Raw genomic sequence first — 21,827 nt, 5'->3', positions numbered from 1 at the left:
CGGGGCAGATGCCGGTGGCCGTGGCAGGGAGCCACGGCCGCCAGGCCTATCAGCGCTTGGTGTTGGAACGGATGTTCCAGCCAAACTTGATCGCGCCGCCGTCTTTGGTGCCGTCGGCTTTCTGCGGCTGGTAGTCGACCATCACTTGGGCGAAGTTCAGGGTGACGTTTTCGGTCAGGCGATCATCGGTGCCCGAGCCGCCGGTGCTCAGGGACGTGACCAGCACTTCTTCCAGGTTGATCACCATGTACTCGACCTGGCTTTCGCCACCGGCCTTGCGCACGGTCAGCTTGACCTTGTCGATGTGCTTGCCGCTGGCGCAGTGCATCATCAGGTTCGGCGAAGCCTTGTCGACGTACTTGGTCAGCGACAGGTCCTGGATATTCACCTTGCCCGCGCCGCCGCCACCGCCAACGTGCATGTTGCCGGACTGGGCCATGCCCCAGCTCCAGTTCAGCACGTCGATTTCGTCCTTGTGGGCCTTGTCCATGGACTCGCCCTTGATGTCGCCGATCTTGATGAAAATATCAACAGCCATGTTTTCTCCCTGTGTGGACTCAGCCACAGAATTTATTAACGCTGATCGTTCCCACGCTCTGCGTGGTAACGCATCCTGTGACGCTCTGCGTCACTGGGGCGCGGAGCGTCCCGGGCGGCATTCCCACGCAGAGCGTGGGAACGGCCGACAGTTACTTACGCGCTCTTGGCCGAAGGCAGCTTCGATACCAGGCGCAGCGACACGGTCAGCCCTTCGAGCTGATAGTGCGGGCGCAGGTAGAACTTGGAGTTGTAGTAACCCGGGTTGCCTTCGACGTCTTCCACGATCACTTCGGCGGCAGCCAACGGGTGCTGGGCCTTGGTGGTTTCGGTGGAGTGCGCCGGGTCGCCGTCGACGTAGTTGAGGATCCAGTCCTGCAACCAGCGCTGCATCTCGTCCTTCTCTTTGAAGGAACCGATCTTGTCGCGCACGATGCACTTCAAGTAGTGAGCGAAACGGCAGGTGGCGAACAGGTACGGCAGGCGCGCGGCCAGGTTGGCGTTGGCGGTGGCGTCCGGGTCGTCGTATTCGGCCGGTTTCTGCAACGACTGGGCGCCGATGAAGGCGGCAAAGTCGGTGTTTTTCTTGTGCAGCAGCGGCATGAAACCGTTCTTCGCCAGTTCCGCTTCACGGCGGTCGCTGATGGCGATTTCGGTCGGGCACTTCATGTCCACGCCACCGTCATCGGTGGGGAACGTGTGGGCCGGCAGGTTTTCCACTTCACCGCCGGACTCTACGCCACGGATGCGCGAGCACCAGCCGTAGTGTTTGAACGAACGGTTGATGTTCACTGCCATCGCGTACGCGGCGTTGGCCCAGGTGTACTTGGAGCTGTCGGCGCCGTCGGTATTTTCTTCGAAGGCGAAGGCTTCCACCGGGTCGGTCTTGGCGCCATACGGCAGGCGCGCCAGGAAGCGCGGCATGGTCAGGCCGATGTAACGCGAGTCTTCCGATTCACGCAGCGAGCGCCAGCCGGCGTATTCCGGGGTGGTGAAGATCTTGGTCAGGTCGCGCGGGTTCGACAGTTCCTGCCACGAGCCCATGCCCATCACGGTCGGCGACGCCGCAGCGATGAACGGGGAGTGCATGGCGGCGCAGACTTTCGACAGCTCGCCCAGCAGCTCTACGTCGGGTGGCGACTGGTCGAAGTAGTAATCGCCCACGAGGCAACCGTACGGTTCGCCGCCGAACTGGCCGTATTCTTCTTCGTACATCTTCTTGAAGATCGGGCTCTGGTCCCACGCGGTGCCCTTGAATTTCTTCAAGGTCTTGTGCAGGTCCGGCTTGGAGATGTTGAGCACGCGAATCTTCAGCTGCTCATCGCTCTCGGTGTTGCTGACCAGGTAGTGCAGGCCACGCCAGGCGCTTTCCAGCTGTTGGAAATCCTGGTGATGGATGATCTGGTTGACCTGGGCGGTGAGCTTGGCGTCGATGGCGGCGATGATCGATTCAATCGACTTGATCGCGTCATTGGACACCAGGTCCGTCTGCGCCAGGGCCTGTTCGGCCAGAGTGCGCACGGCGGTTTCCACGGCTTCGCGGGCACGCTCGGTCTTGGGTTTGAATTCCTGCATCAACAAGGATGCGAATTCGCTGGTTTCTTCAGTGGCGCCCAGGCTCTGGACGCCTTCGCGGGCGGTATTCTCGGTCATGATTACTGGTCCCCTGCAGGCTTCGGCGCGCTGGCAAGTGCCTGGAGCAATGCCGGGTCCTTGATCGCCTTCATGATGATTTCTTCAGCGCCGGTCTTGCCGTCCATATAGGTCAGCAGGTTGGCCAGCTGGGTGCGGGCTTCGAGCAGTTGCTTGAGCGAATCGACCTTGCGGGCCACGGCGGCCGGGCTGAAGTCGTCCATGCTTTCGAAGGTGATGTCCAGGCTCAGGTTGCCTTCGCCGGTCAGCTCGTTCGGTACGTGGAACGCCACGCGCGGCTGCATGGCCTTGAGGCGCGAGTCGAAGTTGTCGACGTCCACTTCAAGGAACTTGCGGTCGGCCACGGGCGCCAGAGGCTCGGCGGGCTTGCCGGCGAGGTCGGCCATCACACCCATCACGAAGGGCAGCTGGACCTTTTTCTCGGCGCCGTAAAGCTCGACGTCGTACTCGATCTGCACTCGAGGCGCACGGTTGCGCGCGATGAATTTCTGAGAACTTTGCTTCGCCACGTTGCTGCTCCTGGTCGCTTGAGCGACGGTGTTGTTACTGCACAGTCGGGCGGCTTACTCGCCGTCCGGGCCGCGCAGGTTTTCAAATTGGGACATGCCGTCGGGAATCAGATTGCGCACGATGGCCGCGAAGTCGGCGTGCACCAGATTCTTCGCCCGGTTCAACAGCACCGGCAGCGGGCTCGAAGGCTCGTGCCGGGTGTAGTACGCAAGGATCTTGTCGAGGCTGCGCAGCACGTCATCGCGGCTGGCGATGTCGCCCGTCGGGCGCGGGGCTGCGGGGGTAGCGGCGTATTCAACCGAGGGGGCATTGTCGTCACTGACGGCCTCGGGCTCGCTGCTGGTATCGCTGTTCGGTACGAATTGGTTGAGGACTTGCAGCGCCTGCTTGAGTGGTTGCTTGAGCAGGCTGAGGTCCACGCCCTGGGCCGAACCGACCTGGTCGCTGACCTGTTGTTCGATGGCTTCGCAGGCTGCACGTGCGGCGCTCAGCGCGTCGCGGGTGGCTTGCAGTTGCTCGGGGTCGCTGTCGAGAAATGCGGCGTTGAGTTGCTGGGCGCCGAGTTGTTCATCGGGGAAACTCATCAGGCCGCTGGCGTTCAGCGCGGCGCGCAGACTCACCGGCCCGAACGTGCGCGAGCGCGTGAGGATGCTTTCGCGCAGCAGGCGAATGGTCGCGTCGCTGGTCAGGCCGGACAGGGCATTGATGCGTACAGTGGGGTCGTTATCGTCGTCGGCATCCAGGTGCGGGTGCAGGTCGGCCCAGTATTCGCGCAGCAGCGCGTTGATCAACGTCAGGACATCGGCCAGCCCGGCTACACCCTGGAGGGCAAGGGAGCTTTGCAACAGAAAGTGGGTGATGCGCAGGTCTTTGCTGCGTTGCAGCAGGTCGAGGCTTTGCTGCTGGATGCTGCGCCATTCCGGCGGTTCAGCGGGCAAGATTGAGTCGCCCATGCTGCGCTCGGGTTGGCCCTTGGCATCACGCTCCAATTGGAGAAATTGCGCGTCATATTCCATATCTTCGCCACACGGCGAAGTCGCGGAAACGGCGGCGAGCAGCAACGGCACATCCACTTAATTTGATCTCCCTATCGGCCCGTTAGATCACGGGCAATTCATGCATTAGTTGCGCGATGAACTTTGCATGTTTTCTTGGTCATATACGCAGAGTGCCACTACTGTGCCACCACTGATGTTCAAGAAGTTGTGCATTTTTGGTGTAGTAGTTACGCGTTGTCAAGGTAAGCTATTCGCACTCTGTGACAGATGTGCGGTGCTTAACAACCTGCGCGACTGGTGGGTCGAGTGGCGCACCGGGACAGGATTTTTGTCATAGAGCCCAGTTAAGATCAGCGATCATGCTGACAAAAGCAGGTTGTGAAGGTCGATTGCACGACCTGGTGGGGATTTCTCGGGAACCGTTGTCCTGGGAGTCGACTGCGCGCGAAGTATCAGCAAGGAGGCAAGATGTCGCTGTGTTTGACTATTACTAGTTATCACAAGATCACCCCTGGGCAGTGCCCCGAAAAGTCCATGAATCAGGGCTCGATGGCTATCGGCCGCAGCTCGGATAATGACTGGGTATTGCCTGATCCAGAGCGCCTGGTGTCCTCGCAACACTGCGTTATTCAATACAAAGATGGCCGTTATTATTTAACCGATAACAGTACCAACGGCGTGGAGCTGGTTAACGCCGGTATTCGTATGCGTCGGGGTAACAGCGAGCCGCTGCAAGATGGCGAACTGATCCGCATCGGCGACTACGAGCTTCAGGCGCGTATCGATTTCAACGTGCAAGCCGTTGATAGCCAGACGTTTTCCGGTGATTCACCGAACAGTTTTGAAGCGTTGATGGGCGCAGCGGCGGCCACGCCCGCACACACGCCTGCGCCCACACCGGTGATCGCGCCGCAGTTCCAGGGCGCCTCGTCGATGGACACGCTGCCGGACCTGTTCGACTTTCTCAGCCCCACCGCCGTGCCACCACCGACCGTGGCGGACCATGTACCGTCCGAGCAACACGACTTCCGCCCGCCAACTCCGGTCGCCGTGCCGGTGGTCGAGAAGCCGCTGGTGTCAGGTTCGGTGATCCCTGACGACTGGGACCTGTTTGGTGACACGCCAGCGCCCGTGGTCAGTATGCCGACGCCGGTCGCACCACTGCCTCCTGCGCCGCCATTCATCCAACCGCCACCGGTGGTCGAGCCCGTGCTCCCCGTGGCCGACAGCCAGCAGCCCGACCTCCTGCAAGCCTTCCTGCGCGGCGCCGGCCTGGACCAGTTGCGCCTCGACAAAGCCGATGCCTGCGCACAGATGGAAAGCATCGGCCGCAGCTATCGGCTAATGGTCGAAGGCCTGATCGACGTTCTGCGTGCCCGCGCCAGCCTCAAGGGCGAGTTCCGCATGCAGCAGACGATGATCCAGCCCGCCGAAAACAATCCGTTGAAGTTCGCACCGAATGCCGACGAAGCTTTACTGCTGCTGCTTCGTCATGGAAACCAAGCGTTTATGGCGCCGGATATCGCCGTGCGCGACAGTTTCGACGACCTGCGCGCGCACCAGTTGGCGGTGATGGCGGGTGTGGAAGCCGCGATCAAACACCTGCTTACGCGTTTTGAACCGGCACAGCTGGAAGAGCGCATGGGCAAGCCGGGCGGGCTGTCGAGCATTTTCAACGGCTCGCGCCAGGCCCAGTACTGGCAGCAGTTCACCGAGCTCTACAGCAACATTTCCCGCGAAGCCCAAGAGGACTTCCAGGACCTGTTTGGCCGCGAGTTCAGCCGCGCCTACGAAGAACACAGCGCACGACAGCGTCGTTAAAAGCACGACGCAGTAATGGATAAACGGATAGCTAAGTACGTCATTGAGGACGCAGGATGATTCCCAGGATTTTACTCGCAGCCGCCACCGCGCTGCTGCTGACGGCGTGTGCCAAGGATGCCGTCAAGCCCGAGGCCGCCACTGAAGCCGAGGCGGACACCGCCGCTGTCGAGCTGCACTTTCACGCGATTGCCGGGCTAAACCCCGGCGCCAACGGCCAGGCCGCCCCGGTGCGGGTGCGCATTTTCGAGCTTAAAAACGCCGCCACCTTCAGCCGCTCCGACTACTTCGCACTGGCTGATCGCGCGCAGTCCACCCTCGGCCTGGACCTGCTGGACCAGGACGAAGTGATGGTCCAGCCCGGCCAGCAACTGAGCATCCAGCGCGACCTCGACCCGTCCACGCGCCAGATCGGCTTGCTGGTGGGTTATCGCGAGTTGGACCGCGCGCAATGGCGCACGGTGCTCACCGTGCCAGCGCGCCAATACACCGAATACCAGATCAGCCTCGATGTGCGTGCCGTGCGCGCTGACGTCGTGGCTCCCCCATCCAGCCCTGCCCAATAAGAAGCAAACGGAGCCCCCATGTCCTGGAACAATCGCGTGGTCTGGTCGGAAGGCATGTTCATCGGAACGCAGCACTTCCAGCAGCATGACCGTTACCTGGAAAACCTGATCGACGCCCGCAACCGCCCGCTGTCGGCCGGCGCCTGGGGCTTTTCCGAGTTGCTCATCGACCAAGGCCTGCTGGCCCAGGGCAAGCTGGCAATCGTTTCGGCGCGCGGCCTGTTGCCGGATGGTACGCCGTTCAATATTCCCCAGGACGACCTGGCGCCGAGCCCGCTGAATATCGACGACAACCTGCGCGATGGCCTGGTTTACCTGGCTTTGCCGCTCAAGCGCGCGGGCGCGCGTGACACCGTTGACGACGGCGAAGACCTCGGCGGCGCGCGTTACGTCAGCCAGGTGCGCGAAGTGCGTGACGACAACGCCCCGTTCGAAAACCGCGCGCCGGTGGCCGTGGGCTCCCGCGCGCTGCGCCTGCTGACTGCGCAAGATGGCATCAGCGACTACGCCGCCATCGGCCTGGTGCGCATCAAGGAAAAACGCGCCGACCGCGCGCTGGTGCTGGATGACGCTTACATCCCGCCAGTACTCGATGTGGCCGCCAGCAAACCGCTGAGCGCCTTTCGTAGCGAACTGCTCGGCCTGCTGCACCAGCGTGGCGAAGCCCTGGCCGGCCGCGTGGTCGCCTCGGGCGCCGGAGGTGCGTCGGAGATTGCTGACTTCATGCTGCTGCAATTGGTCAACCGCGCGCAGCCGCTGCTTCAGCATTTCAGCCAGTTGAGCCCGCTGCACCCGGAGCGTTTTTTCAGCGAACTGGTGAGCCTGGCTGGCGAGTTTTCCACCTTCTCAACCTCGGGTCGTCGCCCCCAGGAATACCCGCAATACCAGCATGACGACCTGGCCCTGAGCTTCACCCCGGTGATGGCGGCCTTGCGGGAGGCGCTGTCGATGCTGATCGACAGCAAAGCCACACCGATTCCGATTGTGGAAAAAGCCTACGGCATCCACGTGGCGATGCTCGCGGACAAAACGCTGCTCGACAGCGCCAGTTTCATTCTCGTGGTGCGCGCCGATGTGCCCGGCGAAACCCTGCGTGCGCGCTTCGGCCAGCAGAGCAAAGTCGGCTCGGTGGAGCACATCCGCGACATGGTCAACCTGCAACTGCCGGGCATCGGCCTGCTGCCGTTGCCGGTGGCGCCACGTCAGATCCCGTACCACGCGGGCAGCACCTATTACGAGCTGGACCGCGGCAGCGAGCACTGGCAGCAGCTGAACAACTCCGGCGGTTTTGCCTTCCACATCGCCGGGCAGTTCCCGGGCTTGAACCTGGCCTTCTGGGCGATCCGAGGATAATCCGCGATGCATCCCAATGATGATGACCGCACCCAGTTCATGCCGCGCCCGGGTGGCCGTGCGCCGGAACCCGCGCGTGCAGAACCCGCGCCGCTGTCGATGCCGGCCGCGCCGATCCTGACCGGCAAAAGCCAAGGCCTTAACCCGCTGGAAAGCGCCGCCGGCCCACTGCTGGCGCTGTTGACACGCCTGCGCAATACCATCGCGCACCCGGCGCCGGCCAGCCTGCGCGCGCAGTTGCTGGCCTACCTGCGCCAATTCGAAGAGCGCGCAGAAGCGGCCGGTGTGGCGCGCAACGAAGTGCTGCTGGCACGTTACGCGCTGTGCACCGCGCTCGATGAAGCGGTGCTCAGTACGCCGTGGGGCAGCACCAGCGACTGGGGTAAGCAGAGCCTGTTGATCACCGTGCACAACGAAGCCTGGGGCGGCGAAAAAGTCTTCCAGTTGCTCGACCACTGCCTGCAAAGCCCGCGCGAGCGCCTGTACCTGCTGGAGCTGTTGTACCTGTGCATGTGCCTGGGTTTCGAGGGCCGTTACCGCGTGATGAACGACGGTCGCAGCCACTTGGAAACCTTGCGTGAACGCACCGCCGCCGCCATCCGCAGTGCGCGTGGCGAGCACGAGCGCGAGCTGTCACCGCATTGGCGCGGCGTGACCATGGCGCGAGATCGCCTGGCGCAATTCATGCCGCCGTGGATCGCCGTGGCCATCGGCCTCGCGCTGCTGCTGGCGTTGCTGTTTGGTTTACGCATGAAACTGGCCTCGGATGCCGAGCCGGTGTTCAAGAATATCCATGCCCTGGGCGAGATCCCGGTGCAGGCCATCGACCGCCCCGTGGCGCAGCCAAAAGTCATCGAGCGCCCGCGCCTGGCCGGTTTCCTGGTGGAAGACATCAAGGCGGGTCGCGTGGCCGTGGAAGACAAGGTCGACCGCTCCGTGGTGACGATCAGGGGCGATGAGCTATTCGCCTCCGCCAGCTCCAGCATCGTCGATGACTACCAGCCGCTGATGCTGCGCATCGCCGACGCCATCCGCAAGGTCAAGGGCCAGGTGCGCGTCACCGGGCACAGCGATAACCGCCCGATTGCCACGCTGCGCTTCCCCTCCAACTGGGCGCTGTCCGAAGCCCGCGCCAAGTCGGTGCTGGAGATTCTGGCGGCCAAGACCGGCCAGGCGGATCGCTTCAGCGCCGAAGGCCGAAGCGACACCGAGCCTGTGGCCACCAACGCCACCGCAGAAGGCCGTGCCCGCAATCGTCGGGTTGAAATCACCGTATTGGCGGAGGGCGTCGAGTGAAGGCGTTTTTCAGTTTCATGATTCGCTGGGTGATCCCCGTACTGGGCCTGATCGCCCTTAGCCTGATCATCTGGTTTGTCGGGCCGTTGCTCGACGTGCTGGTGCCGGAAGGGCGGCGCTGGGCGCTGATTATTCTGGTGTTTGCGGTGTGGATCGCTTACCGCGTGTTTCGCATCGTCCAGGCCCGTCGACAGGCCGCCGAGGTGATGCGCAGCCTGGCGGCGCAAACCCCGGTCGACCCTAACAGCGCCGCTACCACCGAAGAACTCACCGCCCTGCGCCAACGCATGGACGAAGCCCTGGCGCTGCTGAAAAAGGCCAAGCTCGGCGGTGATGAGCGCCGCAACCTCTACGAGCTGCCGTGGTACGTGATCATCGGCCCACCGGGTTCGGGCAAGACCACCGCGCTGGTCAATTCCGGCCTGCACTTCCCACTGGCGGCGCAGTTGGGCGCCGGTGCGGTGCGCGGCGTCGGCGGTACGCGCAACTGCGATTGGTGGTTTACCGATCAAGCCGTTTTGCTCGACACCGCTGGCCGCTACACCACCCAAGACAGCAACTCGACGGTGGATAAAGCCGCGTGGTTGGGCTTCCTCGACCTGCTGAAAAAGCAGCGCTCGCGTCGCCCGATTGATGGTGCGTTTATCGCCATCAGCCTGTCGGACTTGCTGCTCGGCACGGATGCCGAACGTGCCGCCCATGCGGCGGCGATTCGCTTGCGTATCCAGGAGCTGTACACCCAGTTGGGCGTGCGTTTCCCGATCTACCTGATGCTGACCAAGCTCGACCTGGTGCCCGGCTTCATGGAGTTCTTCGACAACCTGAGCAAGGAAGACCGCGCCCAGGTGTGGGGCATGACCTTTGCCCTGGATGACGGCAAAAACAGCGACAGCCCGTTGGCGACGCTGCAAAGTGAATTTGCAGGCTTGGAGCAGCGCCTCAACGAGCGCTTGGTGGAACGCCTGCAACAGGAGCGCGACCCGGCGCGGCGCGACCTGATCTACGGCTTCCCGCAGCAGTTCGGCGCGTTGAAGGATTGCCTGCAAAGCTTCCTCGAAGGTGTGTTCAAACCGAATGCCTTTGAAGAGCGCGTGTTGCTGCGCGGCGTGTACTTCACCAGCGGCACCCAGGAAGGCAGCCCGATTGATCGCTTGATCGGCGCCATGGCCCAGAGCATGAACCTGGACCGCCAGCACCTGGCGCGCCAGAGCGGCACCGGGCGCAGTTATTTCATCGAAAAGCTCTTCACTGCCGTGGCGTTTGCCGAACGTGGGCTGGTGGGTGTGAACCCGAAGGTCGAGCGTCGGCGCAAGTGGATCGCGCGCGGCGTGTTGGCGGCTACCATCGCCTTGGTGGTAGTGGTCAGTGGCCTGTGGTGGGTGAGTTATCGCGCCAACCAGGCCTATATCGCCCAAGTCGATCAGAAGGTTGCGCCGCTGGGCCAGACGGTACAGAACCTCAGCCCGGCGCAGCGTGAAGTGCTGGCCGTACTGCCATTGCTCAATGCGGTGAAGAACCTCGCGGGTGATTCGCCAAGCTGGTCCGAAGGGCTGGGGCTGTATCAGGGCGACATGCTTGAGGCCGAGTCTGCCAGTGTTTACCGCAAGCTGTTGATCGCCGTCTTCGCGCCGCGCCTGGTGACGCGCATCGAAGAACAACTGCACGGTGGCGGCAATTCCGACTTCCTTTACGAAGGCCTCAAGGCTTACCTGATGCTCGCCGACGCCGAGCATTACGACCCGGACTTCATCAAGGCCTGGATCGCCCTGGACTGGGACCGCAACCTGCCGCGCGACCTGCCGGCCGATCAGCGCCAGGCGTTGAGCGGGCACTTGCAGGCCCTGTTCGAACGTCACCCGCCAAACGCACGCCTTGACCCGCGCCTGATCGACGATCTGCGTCGGCAGCTGCAACAACTGCCGGTGGCCCAGCGCGTGTATGACCGGGTCAAACGCCAGAAACTGCCCGAAGGCATCCCGGACTTTCGCATTAACGAGGCCGCTGGCCGCGACGCTGCGCTGGTGTTCAGCCGCAAGAGTGGCAAGCCGCTGGGCGAGCCGCTGAGTGGGTTCTTCACCGCCAAGGGTTATCGCCAGGCGTTCCTGCTGAGCAGCCTGAACCAGACCGGCACCCTCGCCGAAGAGCAATGGGTGCTCGGCCGTGAACAGGCCGACCAGCAGAACGTGGTCAGCCTCGCCGCCGATGTACGCCGCCTGTACTTCCAGGATTACCAGCGCCAGTGGGACGCCTTGCTCGCCGACATCGACTTCGTGCCGATCACCAGCGTGGCCCAGGCCGCCGATGTGCTGCGGGTGATTTCCGGCCCCACATCGCCGCTGAAAAAGCTGCTGGTGGCGGTGGCCAAAGAGACCGACCTGCAAGCCGAGGAGCGCCAACTGGCTGCCAAAGGCGTGCCGGTGGAAGGCGGTGTCGACAAGCTCAAGGAGCGCCTCGGCAGCCTGCTCGGCCAGGAGCAACAGACCGCCAACGCACCGCAAGCGGCTGACGACCCGGTGACTGCGCACTTTGCCGAACTCAACAGCATCGTCAGCAAGAGTGAAGGCGAGCCGGCCGCCATCGACGGCCTGCTGGCGGACATGAATGCGCTGTATGTGCAGGTCAGCGCCATGGTCGGCGCCAGTGGCGATGCCTTGCTCGGTGAGGCGAAGAACCAGGCGGCGGCTGCGGCCACACGCGTCAGCCTGAATGCCGAACGCCAGCCGCCACTGGTGCAGGGCATGGTCAAGTCGGTGGTCAATTCCACCACCAACAGCATGATGGGCGGCGTGCGCAATCAACTGAACGCGGCGTGGGTCAGCGAAGTGGTCAACGTGTATCGCCAGTCCCTGGCCGGGCGTTACCCGATGTCGCCGGGCAGTGCTCGCGATGCCACGCTGGATGACTTCGGCCAGTTCTTCGGCGTAGGCGGGGTGATGGATAACTACTTCCGCAAATACCTGCAGCCTTACGTGGACACCTCTGCGCAGACTTGGCGCTGGCAACCGGGTGCGGCGCAGAAGCTTGGAATTGCACCGGGCGTGCTGCAAACCTTCCAGCGTGCAGCAACTATTCGTGATGCGTTCTTTAGATCGGGGGGGACTCAGCCGATTGTGCGTTTTGAACTCAAACCCGTGTCGATGGACCCGACCATCACCCAGTTCCTGCTCGACCTCGACGGCCAGCAAATCAGCTACGACCACGGTCCAAGCCGCCCGGTGGCGATGCAATGGCCGAACCCCGGCAGCATTGGTGTAGTGCGTATTTCCATCATGCCGCCATCGGCCAGCGGCCGTTCGGGCGTGACCCTGGACGGCCCGTGGGCTTGGTTCCGCTTACTGGAGCAGTCGGACCTCACCGCCGGCAATTCGCCGGACCGCTTCAACCTGCGCCTGCGGGTGGACGGCGCGAGCATCGCCTACGAGCTGCGCGCCAACAGCGCTTTCAACCCGTTCAGGAGCCGTGTGCTCAGCGGCTTCAGCCTGCCGGAGCGGTTATGACCACGCTGGGTTTCTACGGCAAGTTGGCCAGTCGCGGAGACTTCGTCAGCCGCGCCTTGCCCCAGAGTTTTATCGGCCCGTGGGACAGCTGGTTGGCGGCGGGTTTGCTCGCCAGCCAGAACAGCTTGGGCGGCGATTGGCTCAACGTGTACCTGGTCAGCCCGTTGTGGCGCTTTGTGCTGGCGCCGGGTGTGTGCGGGCCGAACGCGGCGGCGGGCGTGGTGATGCCGAGCATTGACCGGGTCGGTCGGTATTTTCCGTTGGCGGTGGTGGCGTTGCTTGATCACGACACCAACCCTGCGTCGCTGGTCGGCGGGCCGGACACCTGGTTTGAGCAGGCCGAAGAGCTGTTGCTCAGCACCCTGGAGGCCGGCGCGACTTTTGAAGCTTTCAACGATGGCCTCGACAAACTGGGCATCCCGGCGAGTGAACAGCGCGCCGTGGACAGCCGCTTTGCAGGCCTGCAACGCGTTGCCGCCACCGTGCCCCACAGCCGCATGACCGCGCTGGCCGAACAGGCCTGCGAAGGCGCGAGCCTGTGGTGGGGCCGTGGTTCGCAGGTGATTTCCCCTGGTTTATTGCGGTGTCAGGGCTTGCCTGCCGCCGGCGATTTTGCGCAGTTTTTGCTCGGACAAGAAGGTGTGATGTAGATGGGGTCAACGTTCAAATCCGCGAGCAAAAGCCATGTAGGCATGGTCCGCCAGGTCAATGAAGATGCGTGCCTGGACCTGCCGGAGAACCGCCTGTGGGTGGTGGCCGACGGCATGGGCGGGCATGCGGCGGGTGACTATGTCAGCAGCCTGATTGTCGACAGCCTGCGCAATGTGCCGGTGGGGCGTTCCCTCGACGAATACTCGGCGGCCCTGCGCAATGACCTGCTGCGCATCAACGCCGCCGTGCGCGAAGAAACCGCCAACCGCGGCGTGACCATGATGGGCAGCACGGTGGTGGTGTTGGCGGCGCGCGGCCTGCGCGGCGTGTGCTTGTGGGCCGGTGACAGCCGCCTGTACCGCCTGCGCGACGGCGTGCTCGAAGGCATTTCCCGCGACCACAGCTACGTGCAAGACCTGCAAGACAGCGGCCTGCTCAGCGAGGCCGATGCCCGCGTGCACCCGCGCGCCAATATCGTCACCCGCGCGATTGGCGTGGAAGCCCAGTTGGAACTGTCGGTGGTCGACCTGCTGATCGCGCCGGGTGACAGCTACCTGCTGTGCAGCGATGGCCTGAACAAAACCGTCGAAGATCACGAAATCCGCGAAGTGCTGGGCCATGACGCGCCGGACGAAATCGTGCGCAGCCTGGTGCACTTGGGCCTCAACCGGGGTGCGCCGGACAACATCACCGCCATTGTCGTGAAGGTTTCGCCATGAACATCGTGATTCCGGGTTATGACATCGAAGGCGGGATCGGCGAAGGCGCCATGGCCAGCGTGTACCTGGCGACCCAGCGTTCGCTGGAGCGAAAGGTGGCGCTGAAAGTAATGGCGGCAGCGCTGGCGGCCGACCCGAGTTTTTGCGAGCGTTTCCTGCGCGAGGGCAAGACCCTGGCGCGCTTGTCGCACCCGCACACGGTAACCATCCATGACATCGGCAACGTCGGTGAGCTGTATTACATGGCCATGGAATACCTGCCCAACGGTACGCTGAAAGAGCGTATCGCCGCTGGCCTGACACCGGAGCAGGGCGTAACGCTGATCCGCCAGATCGCCTCGGCGTTGGGTTATGCGCATGCTCAAGGCCTGGTGCACCGTGACGTCAAACCGGCGAACATTCTGTTTCGTGCTGACGGCACTGCCGTGTTGTCGGACTTCGGCATCGCCAAGTCCCTGGACGACCGCACCCAGTTCACCCAGGCCGGGTTTGCCGTGGGCACGCCGAGCTACATGAGCCCGGAGCAGGCGCGGGGCCAGGAGATTGATGGCCGCGCCGACCTGTACGCGTTGGGCGTGGTGCTCTACGAGATTCTCGTCGGTAAACTGCCTTACTCCGGCACTGATGCGCTTTCCACGGCGCTGGCGCACCTGACCGAACCGCTGCCCGAATTGCCGGTGCACCATGGCCGTTATCAGGACGTGCTGCGCAAGCTGTTAGCCAAGGACCCGGCGGAACGTTTCCCGGATGCGGCGGCGTTGCTGCGCGCGCTGGACCAACTGCCGGCAGAGGCGCCGGAAGCCACGCTGGTGCGGCCGTTGCCGATTCCGCTGAGCTTTGACCTGGCGGGCATGACGCCGGTGTCTATCGAGATTCCGACCGAGAAACCCCAGCCGCAACCGGTGCGTCAGCCGGTGGTGACGCCGACGCAACACCGCGCGGTATCCGAGCAGCGTCGTGGGCCTGTGTTGGCCCTGGCTGCGGTTGCGGTGGCTGTCGCGCTGGCCATCGGTGGCGCGAGCTACTGGTGGCTGAGCGGTAGCGATACACCTGCCGCGCCGCCTGCCGCGCCGTCTGCCACGAAAGTCCCGAAAACGCCGCCGGCGGCACCGCCTCCTGCTGAAGTAAAACCAGCCGTGGCCGATGTGGACGGCGGTCAGCGTCCTTTGCTGATGGCTGGCAAAAAGACCTTGTTCCAACGTGTGCTCAGCAAGCCGGGCGCCAAGCTTTCCCATGACGCCGGTGGTGCAACCGGCGAAGGGCTGCCGGCGTTTTCCGTGCTCTATGTTTACCAGCGCAAAGACGTTGGTGGCAGCCCGTGGGTACGCGTGGGCGCCGCCACCGATGGGCGCAGCGATGGCTGGTTGCCGGCCGCCCAGGTCAGCGACTGGAAGCAAAGCCTGGTGCTCAAGTTCACCGAGCGCTCGGGCCGGGCGCCGGTGATGTTCCTGCGCCAATCCAGCGAGGTGGAAAAGCTGCTCGCCGATCCCGCTGCCGCCAAAGGCGTGCTGGCCAAGGCGCAGAAGAACAGCGAAGACAATCAGCAAGTCCTGGCGCTGGAGCCGACGGCCAGCGCCGTGCCGCAGAACCAGTTTTACCTGCTGCCGATCTTCGACTCCAAAGAGAGCTTCGATGAAAACGGCCAGCCGGTGCAGTTGCTGAATGTCGCGTCTATCGACCCCGGCAGCAGCGCTGCCGCCAAGCCGACCGCCCGAGCGATCAACGCCAACGCTGATGCCTTCCGCACCGCGGTGGTGCTGGTGGTCGACACCACCGTGTCGATGCAGCCTTACATCGACCAAGTCCGCGACGTGGTGCACGAACTGCAAACCCGTATCGCCGAACGTGGCGAGCTGGACAGCGTCAGCTTCGGCCTGGTGGGTTTTCGCAGCAGCATCAAGAAAACCCCCGGCCTGGAATACGTGGCCAAGACCCTGATCACCCTTGATCAAGGCCGCGACCCGCAACGCTTTCTCGACATGGCGCGCCAGGTCAAAGCCTCCACCGTGTCCAGCCACTCGTTCAACGAAGACGCGTTTGCCGGGGTGATGCAGGCGGTGGATGGCATGGATTGGTCCGGCTACGGCGGGCGTATCATCCTGCTGGTCACCGATGCTGGCGCACTGCGCAAAAACGACCCGTTTGCCGCCACCCAGATGAACGAAGCCGAAGTGCGCCAGGCGGCACTGGGCAAGCAGATCAAAATTTACGCGTTGCACCTGCGCACCGACGCCGGCAAGAAAACCCACGCCGGGGCTGAAACCCAGTACCGCGTGCTCACCGCCGACGCCAACCCGCAGATCGGCGACCTCTACACGCCGGTGCCGGGTGGCGATGTACGCAAGCTGGGTGAGCGCGTTGATGAGATCGGCAGCGTGTTCGCCAACCTCGTGCACCAGGTGCGCAGCAATACGCCACAACCGGTGCCGTTGTTGAGTACCGCGCCGACGCTGGCCGACAAGTCCGCCGCCGTCGGTTACGCCATGCACATGGACTTCCTCGGGCGCAAAGCCGCCAGCCAGGCGCCACAACTGGTCAGCGCCTGGACCGCCGACCGCGACCTGACCAACCCGGCGCTGCCGGCGTTTCAGGTGTGCGTGATGCTGACCAAATTGCAGCTCAACGACCTGCAGCAGTCGCTGAAGCTGATCGTCGATGCCGCGCGCAAAACCCAGACTTCACCCAAGGACTTCTTCCAGGAAATCGCCAGCGCCTCGGCCTACATGAGCCGCGACCCGCAGGCCCTGCGCAAGGGCGGCAACCTGGCCGACGGCGGCATCCTCGGTGAGTACCTGGAAGGCCTGCCGTACCGCAGCAAGTCGCTGAACATGACCCAGGACTTGTGGTTGTCGTTGAGCGTGGCCGAGCAGGAAGACTTTATCGACGAGTTGGATTCGAAAATTCGCCTCTACGAAACCTTCCACAATGACGTGGCCAACTGGGTCCGATTCGGCGATGCCGAGCCGGGCGACGCGTTGTACCGCGTGCCATTGTCGACGCTGCCGTAATGCTTAACCTGAGCGCAGTGCACAAAAGCCGTGGCGTCGGCAGCCAGCGCTACAGCCTGGTTATTCCGGCGCTGGCGCTGCGCGCGGGTGAGCAGCTCGCGATTGTCGGGCCCAGTGGCTGTGGCAAAAGCACCTTGCTCGATTTGCTGGCGCTGGTGTTGGCGCCGGATCAGGTCGGCCAGTTTGAATTTGACCAGCTTGATGTCGGCGGGCTGTGGCGTGCTGATCAGCAATCCACCTTGGCCGAGTTGCGCAGCAAACACCTGGGGTATGTGCTGCAAACCGGCGGCCTGCTGGGTTTTCTCGATGTGCGCAGCAATATCGCTTTGTCCCGGCAATTGCTCGGCCTTAAGGACGACGGCAGCGTGGCGCGTTTGGCCGAGCAGTTGGAAATCAGCGATCAGTTGGCCAAAAAGCCGGCCGCGTTGTCGGTGGGCCAACGCCAGCGCGTGAGCTGTGCCCGCGCCTTGGCCCATGCGCCGCAGTTGGTGCTGGCTGATGAGCCGACCGCCTCGCTTGACCCGCTTAACGCAGAGCGCGTCATGCAGGCGTTGCTGGCGCAGGCCCGCGAGCACCGCGCCGCCTGCGTGATCGCCACCCATGATGAACCGCTGGCCCGCGCCAGTGGCTTGCAGGTGCGGCGCATCAGTTGCCGGCGCGACACCGACGGCGGCGTCACCGCCACGCTCGGGGAGGTGTGCTGATGCGCATCGGCCTGGTGGCGTCGCTGGCTTGGCAGGATTACCGCAACGACGCCTGGCTGTCGGCCTGTTCGGTGTTGGCGTTGGTGGCCGTTATTGCGCCGTTGCTGGTGTTATTCGGGCTGAAATTTGGACTGGTTAGCAGTTTGACCGAACGCTTGGAGACCGACCCCGCGACCCGTGAAATTATTCCGTTGGGCGGTGGTCGATTCAACGCGGCGTTTATCGAGCAGCTCGCCCAGCGTAGCAACGTGGCCTTTGCTGTGCCGCGTACACGGCAGATTGCGGCAACCGCGCAAGTGGGCACGCTGACCTTGGAAATGCTGCCGACGGCGGCGGGTGACCCATTGCTGGGCGGTGTGCCGATGCCCAAGGGCCTGGACCAGATCGTGCTGAGCCACACCGCTGCGGAAAAACTCGCGGCGCGGCCTGGCGATTGGCTGGAGACCAGCTTTGCGCGGCAAGTGGCGGGGCGCGTCGAAGCCCAGCGCACGCGTCTGCAAGTGCTGGCAGTGCTGCCATTGGCGGCGTTTGCGCGTGACGGCTTGTTTGCCGATTTGGCCCTGCTGGAAGCGGCGGAAGATTACCGCGACGGCCGCGCGGTGCCGGCGTTGGGTTGGGAAGGTGACGCGGTCGGCGTGACTGAGCAGCGGATATATCCGGCGTTTCGTCTGTACGCGCGCAACCTCGCCGATGTGGAGCCGTTGCGGGTGTTTTTCGCCGGGCAGAACCTGTTGGTGTCGACCCAGGCGAACACCATCGCCCAGGTGCAGTCGTTGAGTCGCAACCTGTCGATCGTATTCTGGATCATTGCCGCGCTGGCCTTGGCCGGGGCGTTTGCGGCGATCTTCGCCGGGGCGCTGGCGGCCGTGGCGCGCAAGCGTCGGGAATTATCGGTGTTGCGCCTGTTGGGGTTTTCTACCGCCGGGCTATTGCTGTTTGTGATGGTGCAGGCGCTGTACAGCGCAGGTTTTGCTGCTGTACTCAGTGCTGGGCTGTATGGCTTGGCCGAGGCCGCTTTGAATAAGCTATTTGTGCAGGTGCCGGGCGAATACGCCAGTCACCTGCTGGCGCGTCACTACGGTCTGGCCCTGGTTGCAATCCTCGGCGTCAGCGCCGTGGCGGCGGCCTGTGGCGGTTGGCGAGTGGCGCGTATCCAGGCTTCTGAAGGAATCAGAGATGTATAAGTTACTGGGCGCCGCCATGGCGCTGAGCTTGGCCTCGCTGGCTTGGGCCGACGAAGCGAGCGACAAACTCGACAACCCCAAACCGTTGCCCGACGACGTGAGCCTGCCGCTGCCGTGCGAAGGCAATATGGTGTTCCGCTACGCCTACGTGTTGGCCCAAGGCACCTTGGATGACCGCGAGATCAGCCTCGGCTACCCCTTTGCCGAAGGTGAGGCGGGTTATCAGCAGTCGTTTATTTCCGGCTACCGCCGCGACTTTATCAACGGCCAGTTCACTCTCAAGGACTTGCCCAAAGACTGGAACAAAGTCATTGCGCCGTTGATGCCGAAGACCGACGCCAAAACCCCGCTCAAGCCGATGCTGTACTTCATCGGCAAGTACGAAGTGACCGCACGCCAATACGCTCAGGTGATGTCCCAGGCGCAGTCGCTGGCCAGTGGCGAACCAGCGCCTGCCTGCGATGCGCCTACCGGCATGGCCGCGCGTTTGCCCAAGGTGAAACTGTCGCGCTTTGAGGCCGAGCGTTTCTCGGCGGTGTACAGCGCCTGGTTGATGAAATACCACCGCGACGTGCTGCCGGTGAGTGGTCGCGGTGCTTCGGCTGAAGACGGCGGCCTGGGTTTCGTACGCTTGCCCACTGAAGTGGAATGGGAGTTCGCCGCGCGCGGTGGCCAGGCGGTGAGCCGCCAGGATCTCGAAGGGCGCCTGTTTCCACGCCGCGTCGAAGGCAGTGAAAGCGACGGCCCGCTGGGTGATTACGCGGTGTTCAACCAGGTCGCTGGCGGCACCGGCCAGGCGGCGCGCCTGATGCCGATTGGCACCAAACTGCCCAACCCGATCGGTATGTTCGATGTAATCGGCAACGCGGCGGAAATGGTCCAGGAATCGTTCCAACTGGTGCACGCCGGGCGTCGCCAAGGCACCTACGGCGGCTTTGTGGTCAAGGGCGGCAACTATCTGGAAGGCGAGGGCACGCTGTTTACCGGCATGCGCCGCGAGTACCCGTTGTTCGCCGCCGACGGCACCGAACAGAGCAACGAGACCACCGGTTTTCGCGTGGCGATTGGCGCGTTGTCGGCGCCGCGCTCGCGCTACAAGGAGCTGTTCGCCCAGTGGCAGAAAGAAGGCCGCCTGGCCTCGCTGACCGACGCCATCGACGACGCCCAGGACCCGACCAAACGCCTGGACAGCATCATCGCCGCCAGCGTCGATCCCAAGCTGCAAGCCGAGCTGGGCCTGGTCAACGAAGAGCTCAAACGCAACGTGTCGCTGATCGCCCAGCAACGCGAAGAGGCGGCGGGCAACCTGATTCAGTCGGCCGCGCTGGTGGCCGAGACCATCGCCAACTACAACATCCGCCTGGCCAACCTGCAGAAGAGTCGCCAGCAGGCCTTGGACAACAAGGACGCGGCCAGCGCGCAGCTGTTTGACATGGCCATCACCAATGGCCGTAGCGCGCTTGATGGCGCGGTGGCGATCTATATCGACAACCTGGCCACCGGCACGCGTTACACCGATGCGGTGATCCAGGCGCAGTTTCAACGAATCAAGGAAGAGTTGGATCGCAAGCCCGTGCTCGGCAAGAGCCTGGTGACGCGCGCAACACTGTTCGTTCGCCATGTCGGCAACTACCGCAAGCAACAGCGGGCCGACCCGGCAACGATCTTGAAGGAATTGCTCGCAGCGAGCGGTCAGCGGTCTTGATCGCTGGTTGTATGGCGAGCTTGGAAGGGACTCAGGCGGCGGTGGGCCGTGCTGGGCAAGTCAAACTTAAAAGAGAACACACCTATGCTTTTTTCCCGTAAGGCGGTTTCCAAGCGTCACCTGCTGCTGATCGCGGCCGGTTTCAGCACCGTGTTGACCGGTTGTGCCACGTCGCCGGCCTCCAAGGTCGCGTCGAGCACCAAGGTCGAGTACTACCCGAGCTGCTACGAGCCGGTGCAACACCTGCGCGCGACGGATTCGGACATGACCAAGTCGGTCGTCACTGGCGCGGCCATCGGCGCTGCCGGCGGTGCACTGCTGGGCGCGCTGACCGGCGACTCCGACAAGCGCGGCCGTAACGCCGCCATCGGTGCAGCGGGCGGCGCCCTGGCTGGCGGCGCGGCGGGTTACTACACCGAGCGTCAGAAGCAGATCAGCGATGACAACCAGCGCATTGCGTCCTACGCAGCTGACGTCAACAAAAGCGCCTCCGACATCGACCGCAGCACCGCGTACGCCAAGGCGTCCCAGCAGTGCTACCAGAGCGCATTCACCAAGCTGGTGGCTGATCGTAAAGCCAAGACCGTCAACGATACCGAAGGCCGCAAACGCCTGGCGGAAATCGTTTCCGGCCTCAAAGAATCCAATGACCTGATCGTCGCGGTCAACGGCAAAGCCAGCGAAGACCTGAACAACTACACCCAGGCTTACGAGAAAGACCTGCAACAAGTCGGCGTGCAGCGTGCCGACGTGGTCACCGTGGCTCAGGCCGATGTGACGCCAGCCGTGACCCCGGCCAAGAAAGGTAAAAAGCCACCGAAAAAGCCGGTGCTGCCAACCGTGCCGAAAGAAGCGGTCTCCACCGAAAAAACCATCCTGACTGCGCAGACCAAGCAAGCTGAAAGCAAGCAGGTTGCCAGCGCCGGTAAAGCGCAGATCGAAGGCACCTGCCGCGATCCAAACCTCGCCGACTGGGCGCCGGTGCCTTGCCCTAACGTTTAAGCAAGATGTTGCTATAAGCGTTAAACGCCTGCCGATCTCCTGCTAAAGCGCGAGATCGGTGGCGTTCCACCGGTAAATCGTTACACTGCTGCGGCCACTTAATAAATACACCGAGGCCGTGTGCATGAAATTTCGTCTTCTGCTGTGGGTGCTGGGCCTGATGATGGGCAAAGCCAGCCGCACCAACCCTGCTTTCCAGCAACAGTTGGGTGATAAAGACCTGGCGTTCCAGTTGCAGACCCTCGACGGCAAGGTTGCCCGTCACTTCATCGTCAAAGACCAGCGCATCACCAGCCGCTCGGGTGTCCACCCGGAGCCTGCGTTTGCTATCGCCTTCAAGGATGCCGCCTACGGCTTCGCCACGATGCAGGCGAAGAACAAGCAACTGGCGTTCATGACGGGGATTCAGGACAAGTCGATCCAGATCAAGGGCAACCCGGCGCTGGTGATCTGGTTCCAGGGGCTGACCAAGTATTTGAAGCCGAAGAAAAAGAAGAAGGCCTGAGGGTTTCTTCAGCAGTACCGAGCCGACTGCATTCGCGAGCAAGCCCGCTCCCACATTCGACCGAGTTCCAGCTTTGGAATGCAGCCAAATGTGGGAGCGGGCTTGCTCGCGAATACGG

The 21,827-nt window shown here is 63.2% G+C and carries 17 protein-coding genes; 13 read left to right on the top strand and 4 right to left on the bottom strand.

Annotated features, from left to right (window positions below; genetic code table 11):
* Nucleotides 1-49: 49 nt before the first annotated feature.
* From ACA065_RS30175 to tssA, 4 genes are all read right to left on the bottom strand, one after another.
* Complete coding sequence (locus ACA065_RS30175) at nt 50-538, bottom strand: Hcp family type VI secretion system effector (protein WP_005792512.1); 489 nt, start codon at nt 536-538, stop codon at nt 50-52.
* Between the two features lie 155 nt (nt 539-693).
* On the bottom strand, nt 694-2,190 hold the full coding sequence (gene tssC / locus ACA065_RS30170; RefSeq protein WP_497692706.1) for a type VI secretion system contractile sheath large subunit: 1,497 nt from the start codon (nt 2,188-2,190) through the stop codon (nt 694-696).
* A gap of 2 nt (nt 2,191-2,192) precedes the next feature.
* On the bottom strand, nt 2,193-2,699 hold the full coding sequence (gene tssB, locus ACA065_RS30165; protein ID WP_017135823.1) for a type VI secretion system contractile sheath small subunit: 507 nt from the start codon (nt 2,697-2,699) through the stop codon (nt 2,193-2,195).
* Nucleotides 2,700-2,753: 54 nt separating this feature from the next.
* Nucleotides 2,754-3,773 carry a type VI secretion system protein TssA gene (tssA, locus tag ACA065_RS30160; RefSeq protein ID WP_497692705.1) on the bottom strand — a complete coding sequence of 340 codons (1,020 nt, stop codon included), beginning with the start codon at nt 3,771-3,773 and terminating at the stop codon, nt 2,754-2,756.
* Nucleotides 3,774-4,166: 393 nt separating this feature from the next.
* Between tssA and tagH the strand changes: the two genes are divergently transcribed.
* The 13 genes from tagH (at nt 4,167) to ACA065_RS30095 (ending at nt 21,709) form a co-directional block, all read left to right on the top strand.
* The gene (gene tagH, locus ACA065_RS30155) at nt 4,167-5,519 is read left to right on the top strand and encodes a type VI secretion system-associated FHA domain protein TagH (protein WP_497692704.1); all 1,353 of its coding nucleotides are present in this window, start codon (nt 4,167-4,169) and stop codon (nt 5,517-5,519) included.
* 56 nt (nt 5,520-5,575) lie between these two features.
* Nucleotides 5,576-6,085 (top strand): type VI secretion system lipoprotein TssJ, encoded by a 510-nt coding sequence (gene tssJ, locus ACA065_RS30150; protein WP_497692703.1) that lies wholly within the window; start codon nt 5,576-5,578, stop codon nt 6,083-6,085.
* An 18-nt stretch (nt 6,086-6,103) separates the two neighbouring features.
* Entirely contained in the window at nt 6,104-7,438 is a 1,335-nt protein-coding gene (tssK, locus tag ACA065_RS30145) for a type VI secretion system baseplate subunit TssK (RefSeq protein ID WP_497692702.1), read from the top strand.
* A 6-nt stretch (nt 7,439-7,444) separates the two neighbouring features.
* A complete protein-coding gene (locus ACA065_RS30140; RefSeq protein WP_497692701.1) occupies nt 7,445-8,734 on the top strand; it encodes a DotU family type VI secretion system protein in 1,290 nt (429 codons plus the stop codon).
* Nucleotides 8,731-12,231: a type VI secretion system membrane subunit TssM gene (gene tssM, locus ACA065_RS30135; protein WP_497692700.1), complete on the top strand. Its 3,501-nt coding sequence runs from the start codon at nt 8,731-8,733 to the stop codon at nt 12,229-12,231. The genes ACA065_RS30140 and tssM overlap by 4 nt, the downstream gene beginning before the upstream one ends.
* Entirely contained in the window at nt 12,228-12,881 is a 654-nt protein-coding gene (tagF, locus tag ACA065_RS30130; RefSeq protein WP_497692699.1) for a type VI secretion system-associated protein TagF, read from the top strand. Before tssM ends, tagF begins: the two co-directional genes overlap by 4 nt.
* Complete coding sequence (locus ACA065_RS30125) at nt 12,882-13,601, top strand: PP2C family protein-serine/threonine phosphatase (protein WP_159961053.1); 720 nt, start codon at nt 12,882-12,884, stop codon at nt 13,599-13,601.
* Nucleotides 13,598-16,609, top strand: a complete 3,012-nt coding sequence (locus ACA065_RS30120) for a serine/threonine-protein kinase (RefSeq protein WP_497692698.1) — start codon at nt 13,598-13,600, stop codon at nt 16,607-16,609. The genes ACA065_RS30125 and ACA065_RS30120 overlap by 4 nt, the downstream gene beginning before the upstream one ends.
* Nucleotides 16,609-17,313 (top strand): ABC transporter ATP-binding protein, encoded by a 705-nt coding sequence (locus tag ACA065_RS30115; protein ID WP_497692697.1) that lies wholly within the window; start codon nt 16,609-16,611, stop codon nt 17,311-17,313. Before ACA065_RS30120 ends, ACA065_RS30115 begins: the two co-directional genes overlap by 1 nt.
* A complete protein-coding gene (locus ACA065_RS30110; protein WP_497692696.1) occupies nt 17,313-18,497 on the top strand; it encodes an ABC transporter permease family protein in 1,185 nt (394 codons plus the stop codon). Before ACA065_RS30115 ends, ACA065_RS30110 begins: the two co-directional genes overlap by 1 nt.
* Nucleotides 18,490-20,202 carry a formylglycine-generating enzyme family protein gene (locus ACA065_RS30105; RefSeq protein ID WP_497692695.1) on the top strand — a complete coding sequence of 571 codons (1,713 nt, stop codon included), beginning with the start codon at nt 18,490-18,492 and terminating at the stop codon, nt 20,200-20,202. Before ACA065_RS30110 ends, ACA065_RS30105 begins: the two co-directional genes overlap by 8 nt.
* Before the next feature lie 84 nt (nt 20,203-20,286).
* The gene (tagQ, locus tag ACA065_RS30100; RefSeq protein ID WP_497692694.1) at nt 20,287-21,204 is read left to right on the top strand and encodes a type VI secretion system-associated lipoprotein TagQ; all 918 of its coding nucleotides are present in this window, start codon (nt 20,287-20,289) and stop codon (nt 21,202-21,204) included.
* A 124-nt stretch (nt 21,205-21,328) separates the two neighbouring features.
* Nucleotides 21,329-21,709 (top strand): helicase, encoded by a 381-nt coding sequence (locus ACA065_RS30095; protein WP_094948697.1) that lies wholly within the window; start codon nt 21,329-21,331, stop codon nt 21,707-21,709.
* The last annotated feature ends 118 nt before the right edge of the window (nt 21,710-21,827 follow it).

The sequence above is a fragment of the Pseudomonas sp. LBUM1640 genome (assembly GCF_059716225.1).
This window is presented reverse-complemented; position numbering and strand designations above follow the sequence as displayed.